Origin of the sequence: Limimaricola cinnabarinus LL-001 (genome assembly GCF_000466965.1) — a bacterium.
Classification (GTDB): Bacteria; Pseudomonadota; Alphaproteobacteria; order Rhodobacterales; family Rhodobacteraceae; genus Limimaricola; species Limimaricola cinnabarinus.
On record NZ_BATB01000066.1, the window covers coordinates 1 to 14,130 of the forward strand.

Here is a 14,130-nt window from a genome sequence, read left to right on the forward strand (position 1 = left end):
TGTCGCGCGCGCGACAGGCCCGCCAGGCGCGCCTCACTCCGCCGCGAGGCCGCGTTTCCATTCGCCCTTGTAGAGCCGCATGTGAAACAGCGGGAACTTGACCAACTCCTCGACCAAAAACAGCGCGAAAACCCATGTCACCGACAATTCGAGATGCAGGATGAACAGCGCCGTCAGCGGTATCCGCACCAGCCATTGCGCCGCGACGAAGATGTTCATCACGTAAAGCGTGTCGCCGCCCGCGCGCAGGGTCTGGCCGCAGATCGCGTTCGACCCCTTGGGAAAGGGCAGCACCAGCAGCACCGGCAGAAAGCTCAGCAGCGCGGCGGTCGTCTCGGCCTCGAGCCCCGCATAGATCCGGGTGGAGGCGAGGCAGATGACGAGGTAGGTCAGTGACACCAGCCCGGCGGCGACGAAGGCCATGCGCCAGGCGCGGCCCAGAAATGCGTCGAGCTCTTCGCTGCCACGGCTGTTGCCCAAGAGCTGCGCGACGAGGATGCCCGTCGATTGTGCCCAGGCGATACCGAAGGTGCCCGCCGCCTGCACCCAAGGCAGGATCAGCGTCATGGCGGCGAACTGGTTCACGCTCATCTTCGCGAACAGCAGCGTGGCGGCGTAATTGGCGACCGCGTTGCTGACGAAGGTGCCCGCGATCGGCATCGAAAAGCTCAGATGCCGCCCGAGCGAACGGCCCCAGCCGCCATGCAGCCAGCCCGGCTCGTCGAGATAGCCGCCGGTTTCGCGGTAGAAGCTCAGACCGAGGTAGAGGCTGCGCGTCGCCGCGCCCAGAACGCTGCCGATCGCGGCACCGGCGACGCCGAGGGCGGGCAGGCCGAAGGCCCCGTGGATCAGCAGGTAGCTTGTGGCGACGTTGATCGGGATCGCGATGAGAAAGCTCTTGAGGGGGATGATCGTCCGGCCGCTGCCGTTGAAGAAGCTGCCGATGCATTGGGCCGCCGCCTCGAACATCACCACCATGAGAAAGATATAGAGGTAGCTCTTGGCCTCATGGGCGATCCACGGCGTATGCGCCATGCGCTCCAGCACCCCGCCGCCGAACAGCGCCACGAGAACGACGCCCGTGGCCCCGACGGCGAGGTTGGTCGCCAGACCTGCGTAAAAGCCGGTCTTGAGCGCCACCCTCCGGCCGGAGCCCGCGGCTTGGGCCAGCCGGATCTGCGTGGCGGTGGAAAAGGCCATGATCGTGCCGACGAGCAGGCTGCCGAAGGCCGCCGCCAGCCCCATCGCCGCCAGCGCGGGCTCGCCCAGGCCGGAGACGAGATAGGCGTCGATCAGCACGATGGCGTTGACCATCATCGCCTTGAAGGTCAGCGGCCATGCGACGTTGAAAACATCGCGGTTGGAGGGCGTCGTATCGGCGCGTGCGGCGGTGTCGGACATGATGTTCCATCAGGGGCGAAAGGCGCGGGCCGTGGGGGCCGACGCTCGGAGGGATCGCGCGGCGACGGGGGTACCGCCGACGACGAAGGCCCCCTATGGGGGCGCATGTGGCGGCCGGGCGGGGGCCGCGGCTGCGGGCGGCGGAAGAAATCCCGCCGCCCGCCCGATCCGGATCTCAGCGACCGTGCTCGACGTCGAGATCGAAGAAGGTCACCTGATCGAAATCTCGCTCGGGCCGGTCGCTGGTGTTGTTCTGCGAATAGGCCCCGGCCTTGAAATACATGAAGTCGTCGGCAACCGAGTAGCCGCTCTCGCTCATGTCATAGGGCTCGGCTTCGATCACTGTGCCGTCGTCGCGGGTGATCGTGACATGCAGCATCGGGTGGATCACGCCGTCCCGCTCCTCGCCGCGCACCGCGATCTCGTAGGCGAAGGTCTCGTCGAGCGCGATGCCGTCATCGGGGTTCTCGGCGTGATTGCCGCGATCGCCGATCATCTCGACGAAGACGTCCGCCTCGTCCACCGCCTCGTGCGCGAAGTAGATCGAGCCGAACTTGTTGCCGGGCAGCTTGCGGTAATAGAGCCGGATCGGCTCGTCGTCCTTGGCGTGGATCTGGCCGATGATGACGCGGCCGACCTTGCCCGCCTCGCCGATCCGGGTGACCTGATTGACCGCCAGCGTGGCGCGCATCACCCCGTCGACGCCGCCCGCCATCGCCTGCGCCTCTTCGGGGGCCGAGGAAAAGACCCAGTTGTTGGCCGTGGGCGTGCCGTCGTCGTTGCGGGTCGGGATGCCCTCGTCGCCGCGGCGGATCATCTCGCGCAGCTCGGAGCGGGCATAGCTCGACCCGGATGTGGTGACGCCGCCGGGCACGGTGCGGAACACCATGCCGCCGGTCACCGGATCGGTGTAGAAGTAGCGATCGTCGGAGAAACCCGCGAGATCGGTCTCGGAGATCTCGTCGACCTTGCCGTCGCCATCGAGATCGGCGGGCAGGGTCAGCTTCCAGTAGGAGAGATCGAAGTTCTCGCTCGGGGGGACGTCGATGCGCAGGTCGAGGCCGGTCTTGCTCATGTTGGACACCCGCGCCGTGTCGCTGCCATCGTTCAACTCCGCGACCTCGCCCGAGCCGCAGCCATAGGCCTGAACCTCGATCAGACTGTTCCAGCCGCTGGCCTCGTTGCCCTGCCCCGTGAGGCGCAGGTAGCGCGCCGGGGTCGCGGGGACCTCGAACCGCTCGATCGCGGTGGTCGCCCCGCCGCTCTGGCCGCCCTCGATCAGCGAGGTCCAGCTTTCGCCGTCCTCGGACGCCTCGAGATCGAAACCGGTGCGCCGCTCATCGCCCTTGTAGAAGGCGAGCCCGACCGCACGCAGGGCCTGCGCCGCCCCCAGATCGAGGGTGATCTGCTTGCCCGCGCCCTCGGACGACCAGCGCGAATCCGGGTCAAAATCATTGTCGAAGACCCGCTTGGGGCCGTATTCTGCATCAAAACTGCCGTCATCGCTGGCCGCGACCACCGCCAACGGCGAAACCTTGTCGCAGTCCTGCGGCGCCTGCGCCATGGCGGCGGCGGGCCACAGCGCCCCCGCGATCAAAAGGGCGGACCCCTTGCGTTTGAGACCTGTCGTGTTCGTCATCGTCGCTCCTCCCCGAGCGTAAAGATGCGCTTGCGCGCAAGAACCTGAAAAAAATCAAAAACACCGGGCGCGCGGTCAGCCCACGCCCCGCAAACCTCCCTCGGCCTCGTCTTCGGCCTTCGCCATGTCGGGCAGGATCGCGCCGGGCGTGGCCACGACCGATGAGGCGACCTCGTGGGCCAGACGCAGCGCCTCGCTCATGCCGCGCCAACCGAGCCACGCGGCAAGGAAGGTGCCGTCGAAGGCGTCCCCCGCCCCGGTGGTGTCGATCACATGCGCAGCGCGATCAAAGACCGGCTCCGGCCCGGACTGCCGCGGCACCAGAAGCCGCGGACCTTCCGCGCCGCGCTTGAGCACGCAAAGCGACATGCCGTAGCCGCGCAGGCGGCGCAGCGCATCGGCCTCGGTGCCGCCGAAGAGCGCCGTCTCGTCGTCGATCGAAGGAAAGCCGATATCGGTGATCGACCAGGCCCGCGCGACCGCCTCGCGCGCGGCCCCGACGCTTTCCCACAGGCGCGGGCGGTAGTTGCTGTCAAAGCAGATCGTCACCCCCTTCGCGCGCATCTCCTGTAGCCGGTCGATCAGCGCGGCCCGGATCGCGGGCGACAGGATCGCCAGCGTGATCGCCGAGAGAAAGACGTGGCTGGCCCCATCGAGCGCCGAGAAATCGGGCGCATCATCCGCACCGAACATCCGCCGCGCCGCCGAGGCGTCGCGCCAGTAGGCAAAGCTGCGCTCGCCTGCCTCGTCGGTCTCGATCGCGTAGAGGCCGGGGCCGCGCGCGGGATCGCGGCGAACCCGGTCGCAGCCCACGCCATGGGCGCGGGCGAACGTCTCGATCCGGTCCGAGAACCGGTCGCGCCCAGCGCCGTCACCAGCTCGACCCGCGCTGGCGGCGGCAGCGCCCGGCGCATGTAGATCGCGGCGTTGAGCACATCGCCCGCCACGCCGAGCCGGGCGGTGTCCTCGGCCTCCGGCACCGACAGCTCGATCATCGGCTCCCCGACGAAAAGGACGACGGGCGGCTTCATGGCCGGGGGGCTCCGCGCATCTCGGCGGGCAGCAGCGCGGCGGGGATGTTCTGGAAGCAGACCGGGCGCAAAAAGCGGCGGATCGACAGCGTGCCGACCGAGGTGGCGCCGAAATTGGTCGAGGCCGGGTAAGGCCCGCCATGCACCATCGCGTCGGCCACCTCGACCCCGGTGGGAAAGCCGTTGGCCAGCACCCGGCCCGCCTTGCGTTCGAGCGTGCGCAAGAGCGGCGCGGTGGCCTCGGCGTCCTCCTCCTCGATCTGCAACGTCGCGGTGAGCTGCCCTTCGAGGCCGCGCGCCACGGCCTGCATCTCTTCCACGTCGCGCGCCAGCACCACGACGCCGAGGGGGCCGAAGGCCTCCTCGTGCAGCGTCGTGTCGGCGAGCCAGTCGGCCGCGCGAGTCACGAAGAGCGCAGGTGCTGCGTGGCGCGGATCGCTCTCGCGCGCGATGCGCGTCTCGGCCCGGCCATTGGCGACCATCGCCTCGCGCGCGGCGCGAAACGCCGCGGCGATGCCCGGCGTCAGCATCGGCTGGTCGGGGGCGGCGTCGAGCGCCTCCTGGGCCGCGTCGATAAAGCTTTCGGCGCGGTCGCCCGCGGGCAGCACCACGACGCCGGGATTGGTGCAGAACTGCCCCGCCCCCATCAGCAGCGACGCGGCCCAGCCGGACGCGATCTCACCGCCCCGCGCGGCCAGCGCGCGCGGCATCACGAAGACCGGGTTGATCGAGCCCAGCTCTCCGAAGAAGGGGATCGGGTCGGGGCGCCGCGCGCAAAGATCGAACAGCGCGCGGCCACCCGCGAGCGAGCCGGTAAAGCCCACCGCGCGGATCAGCCGGGTGGCGCACCAGCGCCTCGCCCACGGCGCGGTTGCCGCCCTGGATCTGGCTGAAGACGCCCCTGTGCAGCCCCTCGGACTGCCTTGCTGCATCGACGGCTTGGGCCACGATGTCGGCCACGCCGGGGTGCGCCGAGTGGCCCTTGACCACGACGGGGCAACCGGCGGCCAGCGCGGCGGCGGTGTCGCCACCGGCCGAGGAAAAGGCGAGCGGGAAGTTCGAGGCGCCGAACACGGCGACGGGGCCGATCGGGCGCTGCATCATCCGCAGTTCGGGGCGCGGCAGCGGCTGGCGCTCGGGCAGGGCCTCGTCGACGCGCAGGTCGAGGTGCTTTCCGGCCTCGACATGATCGGCAAAGAGACCCAGCTGCGCCACGGTGCGGCCCCGCTCGCCATTGAGGCGCGCCTCGGGCAGGCCGGTCTCGCGCATGCCGATCTCGGTGATCTCGGTCCCGCGCGCCTCGATCTCCCGGCCGATGCGGCGCAAGAAGGCGGCGCGCTGCGCGCCGCTGGTGGCGGAATAGCTGTCGAAGGCGGCCTCGGCGGCCTCGCAGGCGCGCTCCACGAGGTCGGGGTTGCCCGCCTGAAAGGTCTCGGGCGCGCCGTCGATTGGCTGGTTCTCGAAGGTCGCGCTGCCGTCGAGCCATTCTCCGGCGATCAGGTGCTGTCTCTTGAGCATGGATGCTCCTCTCGAAGGTCGTCGGCGGGCCGCCCCGCGCGCGGGATGCGGGCGGGCGGTGTGATGTCGGGGGGGCGCGCGGACCGCGCCGTATCAGGGCCGGCGTTTGGGGTCCGCGAGGTTCTGACGGGGCCGCCCGTGGGAGGCGGCCCCGGGGGAGGATCAGGAGAAGAGCATGCCGCCGTTGATGTCGACATTGGCCCCGGTGATGAAGGCCGCCGCGGGCGAGGCGAGGAAGACGGCGAGATCGGCCACCTCCTCGGAGGTGCCCTCGCGCTTGAGCGGTGTGTTGCCCGCCACCATCTTGCGCACCTCGGGCTTGGTGAAGATGTTGTGGAAATCGGTGTCGATCATGCCGGGGCAAAGCGCGTTGACGCGGATCGCGGGGGCCAGCTCCTTGGCCATGCCGCGGGTCATGGTCATGATCGCGCCCTTGGCCGCGCCATAAGCCAGCGCGCCGCCGCCGCCGCCGTCGCGGCCCGCCTGGGAGGCCATGTTCACGATCGACCCGCCCTCGGTCATGTGCGGCAGCGCCGCCTGCACCAGCAGGACCGCCGAGGTGACGTTGATGTCCATCACCGCCTGCCAGTGCTCGATCGTCAGCTCGGGGATGGTCTTGCGCGCGATCAGACCGCCGGTGATCGGCATGACCACGTGGATCACGCCGTAGGCTCGGCGGCGGCGGCGACGAAGGCCTTGACCTGTTCGGGGTCGGTCATGTCGCCCTGTATGGCAAAGGCGCGGCCGCCCATCTCCTCGATCTCGCGGACGGCGGATTGGGCTCCATCGCCGCTCTTGTAGTAGTTGATCGCCACGTTGGCGCCCGCCTTGGCGAGGCGGATGGCGCAGGCGCGGCCGATGTCGCGGCCACCGCCGGTGACGATCGCGGTTTTTCCGGTGAGATCCATGTCGTGTTCCTTGGATATGAGTGGGTTGGCGCCGCCCGAACTTCCCGGGCGGCGGGTGTGTCAGGTGCGCGCGAGCTTCTTCACCACGCGCTTGAAGGTGCGCTCCTCGCGTCGGTGAAATACAGATCGCAGTCGTAGCCCTGATCGTCGAGGAAGTGGAAAATGCGGCGCGGCGCGTCGAGCCGGTAGGGCACGAGCAGCGTCGCGATCCGGTGGCGCGTCGCCTCGGGAAACCGCGCGGTGAGACAGGTGCTCACCGGCAGGCCTTCGTATTCCTTCGGATCGACGCCCGGAAAGCCGGTCTCCTGGCTTAGCTGCGGCATCCCCGCCTCGGACCAGACGACCTGACCGTAAAAGCCCGCCTTCTTGCCGGTGTAGCGGAACGAGGCCTGGCCGAGATCGTAGGCGCCATTGGCGTGCAGCAGCCAGTCGATCGAAACGGGCGTTTCGGCGTCGATGCTGTCGATGATGACGAAGTAGCTGTCATGGACGAAATGCACCTCGCGGCTGACGCTCGTCACCTCCGGGCTCAGCGATCGGTAGGCGGCTGTGGCGTCGCCGTGGATATAGATCTCCTCGCCGCGGTCCTCGGCGGTGATGATCCGGCCCGTCGCCGCCATGGCGCGCGCCTTGTCCTTGTCGGCGTATTGCCCCTTGCCGTTGATCAGGATCGCGTTCTTGGAGCGCGTCTGACGCCGCCAGCCTTGGTGCATGGTCGAGTTGAAGGCGACGTAGTGCCCCGACTGGATCGCCAGATCTTCGCCATACGCCGAGAGGCAGAAGGCGTTCTGATCGCCGTGGCTGTGGCTGATCGAGCCGAAGGGCGATGCCTTCATCACGAATTGCAGGTGCCGGTCGGGGTCGTCCATCCGGCTCTGGATCGCGGCCCAGCCGATGCCCTTGAACCAGCGCAGCCGGTCGTTCGGCCCCGGCGCCGCGCCCTCGACCTGAGGCCAGTCGTGGCGATACATCAGGTCGTCGAAGTTGAGGTCCCACCAGCCGTAATTGTAGAACGCGCCCTCGGTGCCCGGATCGTTGCGGCAGATCTCGTCGAAATACCACTGATAGGCCGGGTTGCCGGTGACGCCCGCATATTGGCGCAGGTTGTAGCCGATCTTGAGACAGGGCAGATCGCCCATGGTGCTGTCGTCGCCGAAGGTGGCGCGGCGGGTGTCGGGCGCCTTGGTGTAGAGCGGGAAATCCCCGGTCTTCTGGAAGAAGGGCCGCTCGTAAAGGTTCAGGCCCGTGAAGGATTTCAGCAGGCTGGCCGCCTCGGTCAGGTAGGCCATGCCGGTCATCCAGTAATGCGGCCCCTCGGCCCAGCCGCCATCCGTGTCGCCCCATGGCGAATAGACGGTCCAGAGGAACTCGATCGAGTAGTCGAGCCACTCGCGCGCCTCGGGCTCTTCGTCGAGGAGCGCGATGCAGGCGGGCACCAGCACCGCCGAGACCGAGCGCACCGCGTGGCTGTCATAGGGAAAGAGGTGAATATGCGCGTGGCGGATCACGTGATCGGCCACCTCGCGGGTGCGCACCAGGAGCGCCTGACGCACCCGTGCCTCTTCGTCCTCGTCGAGCCTGTCGCGCAGCCAGTCATAGCCCCAGGCCAGCGCCACGGCGACGCGGAAGGCCCATTCGTCGGTATAGCCGCGCGAGGTGGTGCCAGCGGGGTCCCAATCGGCGGCCGAGAGCAGCCACCCCTTGGAGCGGGCGAGCATGGCCTCGTCTTCGAGCACCTTGCCCGCGACGGCGAGGTGGCGGATCGCGTAGATCAGCTCCTGACAGTCGATATAGGTCTGCCGCCAGATCGGCGCGGTGCGGGTGTTGTTGGGATAGGGCGCGGGCTCGGCCATGATCTCGCGGTCGAGCCATGGGGCCACCGATTTGTCGAAGAAGTTCTGCCAGTTGCAGTGTTCGGGGTCGGCGGCAACGTCCTTACGGAAGGCTTTCAGCTCCTTCGGCCCCAGCCAGAGGCGCGGATGCGCCATGTCGGCCTTGGCGTAGCGCTCGGCACGCGAGGGCAGCGGCGTCTCGGGCAGGCCCTCGGGCATATCGAAAACGCGCGAGGTGCTCCAGCGGGTGGCGGGGCGCTCGGCGCCTTCGTCCCACACCGCGTAGGACCAGTGCCAGCGTCCCGGCGCCAGCGGCGCGTCGGGCGTCAGGAAATTGAGTGGCAGATCGGTGAAGAGCTGCGTCTGCCCATCGGCATACTCGGCATCGGTCGAGAGGCGCAGCACGTAGCGCGCCGCCTCGTCCACCACCGGCAGCCATGTGAAGCGCGGCGGGTTCTCGGCGATCTCGGCACCCTCCTCGGGGGCGTAGCGGATGTTGAGCCGGCCGGCGGCGGGTTCGTCGAGATAGGCGGTCTGGGGTTCGGCGGTCATGGTGGCCATGCGCTTGCATCCTTGGTCGAATGTGGGATCGGGCGGGGCGCGGGGGGCGCGATCGGCCCCCGGAACCGGGGCGTCAGCTGTCGTACTGGCGCTCATAGGCGGAGTTCATCACCTCGAGCACGTCGCTCAGCCCGCGCTTGTCGAGCTGGGCCATGTACTCGTCCCAATCGGCCTCGATATCGCCGGTGCCGAGGATCCAGGCCTGCTGGCGTTCGAGCATGTAGGTCTGGATCGAGGGCCAGTAGCGATCATAGACCGCCTGCTCTTCCTCGTTGAGCGACACGCCAAGGAATTGGTCGATCAGCAGGTCGTTCTGCTCGTAAAGCTCGATGCCCTCACGCGCGGCGTCGGAGGTCCATTGCAGCTCGTAGGCATAGTCCATGTAGTAGCCGCGCGGGATGCCCGCCCCGATCTCCCACATCTGGCTGTTGACGGGCTGATCGGCGGTCAGAACCGCATCGGTGAACACCGGCTCGCCGTCGACAAGCTCGTAATGCTCGCCCTCGACGCCGAAGTTCGACAGGCGACGGCCCTCCTCGGTGAACCAGAAGTCGAAATACTTGATCGTCTCGACGGGGTTCTCGTTAGCATAGCTGATGGCCCAACCATCGGGCTTGAGCGGGGTGCGGCGATGCTCCTCGATGCGGGTGCCGCTGATGCTTTCGGGCGGCAGCATCGGCGCGAAATCAAAGCCCGGCACCTTTTCCTGAAGCGACTCGTTGTAGCCCGCGGTCGAGGCGAACCAGTCATGGGTGATGCCGCCCAAGTTCTCCGACAGCAGGTATTCGCGGGCGCTGGTGCCGCGGGTGAAGACCTCCGGGTCGATCAGCCCCTCCTCGTACCACTTGGCGATGTTCTTGATGCCCTCGCGGTAGCCCTCGGTGGCGTAGGGGTGTTTGACCTCGCCGTTGTCGACGTAGAAATCGTGATAGGTGTCAGAGCCCGTCGAGCGGCCGTCCCACAGGGTGACGAAGCGGATAAGCTCCTCCCAGTGGCGCAGGAAGATCGGGATCTCGTCTTGCTCGCCGTTGCCGTTGGGGTCCTGATCGCGGAACGCCACCAGCACCTGATAGAGATCCTCGACCGTATCGGGCCGCTCCAGCCCCAGCGCGTCGAGCCAGTCCTGACGCACGAACCACGCGCGGCCGAATTCGCCGTCGGGCAGGTAGGGCACGTAGTAGATGTTGCCGTCCCACGAAGCCATGGCGTCGCGCAGCTCGGGCTTGGCGTCGAGCACGGCCTGAATGTTGGGGGCATGCTCGGCGATCAGATCGCCCAGCGGCAGGAAGGCGCCCTCGGGGCCGTACTGGTTGACCGGGTCCTTGATCCGGTTGCCGCCGACGATGTCGGGCAGGTCGCCCTGCGCCAGAAGCAGGTTCATCGCCTCGTTGTGGTCGGGGGTGTTGCGGCCCGCGGTGGCGTCCTTGAGGTGGATGCCGGTCATCTCGCGCGCCGCCTGCTCGACCGGGTAATCCTCCTCGTAGCCCTGGTTGCGGGGCCAGTGGAAGTGGACGGTGAGTTCGAGCGGCTCCTCGACGATCCTGAGATGCTCATCTGCGAAGCCCGGCTGGGCCAGCATGGTGGTGGCCAGGAACGCGGCGGACAATGTGGATTTACGCATGGTTTCCCTCCCAAATCGCGTGGTGTTCTTGCGGGTCATTCCTTCACGCCTCCCAGAAGGATGCCCTTGTTGAAGTACTTCTGGACCCACGGGTAGATCAGCAGGACCGGAATGATGGAGCAGACGATGATCGCCGCCGTGACCGTCTCGACCGAATAGGCCGCGCTGATCAGGGTGCTGGTGAACTCCTCGTCGTCCGACAGCTCGGCGATGAGCTGGCGCAGATAGACCTGCAGCGGGATCTTGTCCTCGCTCTGCAACAGCACCATCGCCCAGAAGAAGCCGTTCCAGCGCGCCACGATGCAAAACAGGGTGATCGTGGCGATCGCCGGCTTCGACAGCGGCACATAGACCTTCCACAGCACCTGGAACTCGTTGGCGCCGTCCATCCGCGCCGCCTCCTCGAACGACGACGGGATGGATTCGAAGAAGTTGCGCAGCAGGATGATGTTGAAGGCGTTGAGCGCGAAGCCGATGATGATGCCGAAATAGCTGTCGAGCAGTCCGAGGTCCCGCATGTTCAGGAAGAACGGGATGAGGCCTGCGTTGAACCACATCGTGAAGGCCACGAAGAGGTTCCAGAAGCGCCGCCCGATCAGCTGCGGGCGCGACAGCGCATAGGCGCCGGGGATGATGATAAGAAGGCTCACCGCCGTGCCGCCGAAGGTGTAGATGAAGGTGTTGGCGTAGGAGCGCCAGAACTCCGGCTCGCTCAGCACCCTCTCATAGGCCGCGATGGTGAAGTTCACCGGGGTCAGCACCACCGTTCCGGCGGCGGCCGCGAAGCCCGAGCTGAACGAGACGGCGGCGATGTAGAGGAACGGGTAGAGCGTCGCGATGGTGAACAGCCCCACCAGCACCATGTTGGCGATGACGAACCATTTGTCGCCGCGGGAATAGAGATTCATGTTGGCCATTGGCTTGTCCTCCTCACCACAGCGACGTGCGCGACACGCGCTTGGAGATGGTGTTGGCGGTCATCACCAGAACGAAGGCGACGACGGCGTTGAACAGGCCGGCCGCGGCGGCGAGATCGTATTGCCCCTGCTGCAGACCCTGGCGGTAGATGAAGGTGTTGATCACGTCCGCCGTCTCGTAGGTGGCGGGCTGGTAGAGCAGGATGATCAGCTCGAAGCCCACTTCGAGCAGGTTGCCGATGCGGATGATCAGCATGATGATGATCGTCGGCAGGATCGAGGGCAGCGTCACCTTCCACACCATCTGCCAGCGGCTGGCGCCGTCCACCACCGCGCTTTCGTAAAGCGAGGGGTTCACCCCCGCGATCGCCGCGAGATAGACGATCGACTGGAAGCCCGCCTCCTGCCAGATCCCCGATCCGATGAAGATGGGCCGGAACCATTCGGGCTTGGTCAGGAAGTAGACCGGGTCCATGCCGAGCCATTCGAGCACCGTGTTCACGATCCCCGCCGACGGCGAGAAGGCGGTGATCACGATCCCGGCGATGATCACCGTCGAGATGAAATGCGGCAGGTAGACGATGGTCTGCGCGGCGCGCTTGTAGGTCTGGTTCAGGATCTCGTTGAACATCAAGGCGAGGATGATCGGCGCCGGAAAGCCGAACAGCAGCGTGAAGAAGCTGATGATCACGGTGTTGCGGATCGCGCGCAGGAATTGGTCGTTCTCGAACAAGGTGCGGAAATGCTCGAAGCCGATCCACGGGCTGCCGTCGATGCCGCGGAAGATCGAGTAGTCCTTGAAGGCGATCTGCAGCCCGTACATGGGTTTGTAGAGGAACAGCGCGAACCACAGGATCGTCGGCAGCAGCAGCACGTAGATCTGCCATTCGCGCTTGAAATGATCGCCAAGCCGGGCGGCGCGGCGGCGGGTCCGGTCGCGCAGCGCCTCTCGCGCCTCGACGACCAGCTCTTCGGTCGAAGGACCGATATGCTCTTGCTGGCTCATGCCGCCACCCCCATCCGGGCGGCTCCCAGCACCCGGCCGGTGTCGTGGTCGAAGACTTTGATCCGCTCGGGCGCCACGTGGAAGGCCTCGACCCTCGCGAGATGCGCGGTGTCGCCGCCGGTCTCGGCCTTGATGACGAAGGGCACCTCGCCGATCGAGCTGTGCAGAAGCGCCTCCGAGCCCAGCGTCTCGATCAGGTCGAGCTCGACCGGCACGGTGGAGGCGCCGGGCATCGGCTCGATCGAGGCGTGCTCGGGGCGGATGCCGATGATGACCTTGCGGCCCTGGGCGTGGCGCAGACTTTCAAGCGCGGGCAACGCGATCCGCGCGCCGTTGGCGACGGCCACGGGGCCGCGCTCGCCGGCCTCGACCACCGCCTCGAACTGGTTCATCGGCGGCGAGCCGATGAAGCCCGCGACGAAGGTGTTCACCGGATCGTTGAAGAGCTCCATCGGCGTGCCGATCTGCTCGATCCGCCCGTCGCGCATCACCACGATGCGGTCCGCGAGCGTCATCGCCTCGACCTGGTCATGGGTGACATAGACCGAAGTGACGCCGAGCCGCTTGTGCAGCCGCTTGATCTCGGCGCGCATCTGGGTGCGCAGCTTGGCGTCGAGGTTCGACAGAGGCTCGTCGAACAGGAACACCTCCGGGTGGCGCACGATGGCGCGGCCCATGGCGACGCGCTGGCGCTGGCCGCCCGAAAGATCGGCGGGGCGGCGGTCGAGATAGGGGGTGAGCCCGAGGATGCCCGCGACCTCCTCGACCGAAGAGGCGATCTCGGCCTTGGGCGTGCGACGGATGCGCAGCCCGAAGGCGATGTTGTCGGCGACGCTCAGATGCGGGTAGAGCGCGTAGTTCTGGAACACCATCGCCACGTCGCGATCCTTGGGCGCGACGCGGTTCACGACCCGGTCGCCGATCCGACAGGTGCCGCCCGAAATCTCCTCAAGGCCCGCGATCATCCGCAGCGTCGTGGACTTGCCGCAGCCCGAGGGCCCGACCAGCACGACGAATTCCTTTGGTGCAATTTCCAGATCGATGCCGTGGACGACTTCGAGCGCGCCGTAGCGTTTGACGATTCTTTCGAGACTTACGCCTGACATGGTCCCCTCCCTTTCGGCCCCGACGTGGAAGCACTGGCGATATGACTACCGGATTCGTAACGCCCGATCAATACAAATATTGACAACTGATCGACAACAGGGCAATCAACTCTTAACAAGATCGCGCTCAGGCTGTGGCGTGGGCCTCCCGTATTCAGATGGGAGCGCCGCCCATACCCCATATTCCCTGTAGTATTGGGGCCGTCATGCGAAGCGAGGCTTGGACGCGGCGGGGATTTTACAAGCTCCGGCCACGATGGCCGGGATCGGGCCGTGATTTGTTCGGACCCCCGCCGGGGCCGCGATGTGACGCTCCGCGCCGCGACGGCGCGCGGCGATCTGCCACAAGAGAGGAGATGATGATGATGCAGGTGAACAGCGATACCCCGGAGGCCTGGATGGCGTCCGGACCCGGCGCGCAGCGGCGCATCCTGTGCGAAAGCGCGGAGCTGATGATGGTGGAGTTCCGCTTCGAAAAGGACGGGCGCGGCCTGCCGCACCACCATCCGCATGTGCAGACGACCTATGTGACCTCGGGATTGTTCCGGTTCACGGTGTCGGGCGAGACGCGCGATCTCGGCCCCGGCGAC

9 protein-coding genes and 2 pseudogenes are annotated in these 14,130 nt (G+C 67.0%); 1 reads left to right on the forward strand and 10 read right to left on the reverse strand.

Annotated features, from left to right (window positions below):
- Positions 1-33: 33 nt before the first annotated feature.
- The 10 genes and pseudogenes from MBELCI_RS15915 to MBELCI_RS15960 form a co-directional block, all read right to left on the reverse strand.
- Positions 34-1,401 carry an MATE family efflux transporter gene (locus tag MBELCI_RS15915; RefSeq protein WP_021695268.1) on the reverse strand — a complete coding sequence of 456 codons (1,368 nt, stop codon included), beginning with the start codon at positions 1,399-1,401 and terminating at the stop codon, positions 34-36.
- 175 nt (positions 1,402-1,576) lie between these two features.
- Complete coding sequence (locus MBELCI_RS15920) at positions 1,577-3,040, reverse strand: polysaccharide lyase family 7 protein (RefSeq protein ID WP_021695269.1); 1,464 nt, start codon at positions 3,038-3,040, stop codon at positions 1,577-1,579.
- 75 nt (positions 3,041-3,115) lie between these two features.
- Entirely contained in the window at positions 3,116-3,853 is a 738-nt protein-coding gene (locus MBELCI_RS15925; RefSeq protein WP_021695270.1) for a sugar kinase, read from the reverse strand.
- A gap of 214 nt (positions 3,854-4,067) precedes the next feature.
- Positions 4,068-5,589 (reverse strand): annotated as a pseudogene (locus tag MBELCI_RS15930) (aldehyde dehydrogenase (NADP(+))).
- A 162-nt stretch (positions 5,590-5,751) separates the two neighbouring features.
- A pseudogene (locus MBELCI_RS15935) lies at positions 5,752-6,497 on the reverse strand (SDR family NAD(P)-dependent oxidoreductase).
- 80 nt (positions 6,498-6,577) lie between these two features.
- Entirely contained in the window at positions 6,578-8,890 is a 2,313-nt protein-coding gene (locus tag MBELCI_RS15940; RefSeq protein ID WP_021695273.1) for a heparinase II/III domain-containing protein, read from the reverse strand.
- 73 nt (positions 8,891-8,963) lie between these two features.
- Entirely contained in the window at positions 8,964-10,511 is a 1,548-nt protein-coding gene (locus MBELCI_RS15945; RefSeq protein WP_021695274.1) for an extracellular solute-binding protein, read from the reverse strand.
- Positions 10,512-10,546: 35 nt separating this feature from the next.
- Positions 10,547-11,428, reverse strand: coding sequence for a carbohydrate ABC transporter permease (locus MBELCI_RS15950; RefSeq protein ID WP_021695275.1), 882 nt, complete (start codon positions 11,426-11,428; stop codon positions 10,547-10,549).
- Between the two features lie 13 nt (positions 11,429-11,441).
- Positions 11,442-12,434 (reverse strand): ABC transporter permease, encoded by a 993-nt coding sequence (locus tag MBELCI_RS15955; protein WP_021695276.1) that lies wholly within the window; start codon positions 12,432-12,434, stop codon positions 11,442-11,444.
- Complete coding sequence (locus MBELCI_RS15960) at positions 12,431-13,540, reverse strand: ABC transporter ATP-binding protein (RefSeq protein WP_021695277.1); 1,110 nt, start codon at positions 13,538-13,540, stop codon at positions 12,431-12,433. The genes MBELCI_RS15955 and MBELCI_RS15960 overlap by 4 nt, the downstream gene beginning before the upstream one ends.
- Before the next feature lie 362 nt (positions 13,541-13,902).
- Here MBELCI_RS15960 and MBELCI_RS15965 point away from each other — a divergent pair.
- A partial coding sequence (locus MBELCI_RS15965; RefSeq protein ID WP_235047669.1) for a cupin domain-containing protein occupies positions 13,903-14,130 on the forward strand: 228 nt, incomplete at its 3' end.

Coding starts and splice junctions, on each gene's coding strand:
- MBELCI_RS15950 (WP_021695275.1), bottom strand. CDS start 11,428: ATGGCCAACATGAATCTCTATTCCCGCGGCGACAAATGGTTCGTCATC.
- MBELCI_RS15960 (WP_021695277.1), bottom strand. CDS start 13,540: ATGTCAGGCGTAAGTCTCGAAAGAATCGTCAAACGCTACGGCGCGCTC.
- MBELCI_RS15945 (WP_021695274.1), bottom strand. CDS start 10,511: ATGCGTAAATCCACATTGTCCGCCGCGTTCCTGGCCACCACCATGCTG.
- MBELCI_RS15920 (WP_021695269.1), bottom strand. CDS start 3,040: ATGACGAACACGACAGGTCTCAAACGCAAGGGGTCCGCCCTTTTGATC.
- MBELCI_RS15940 (WP_021695273.1), bottom strand. CDS start 8,890: ATGGCCACCATGACCGCCGAACCCCAGACCGCCTATCTCGACGAACCC.
- MBELCI_RS15915 (WP_021695268.1), bottom strand. CDS start 1,401: ATGTCCGACACCGCCGCACGCGCCGATACGACGCCCTCCAACCGCGAT.
- MBELCI_RS15955 (WP_021695276.1), bottom strand. CDS start 12,434: ATGAGCCAGCAAGAGCATATCGGTCCTTCGACCGAAGAGCTGGTCGTC.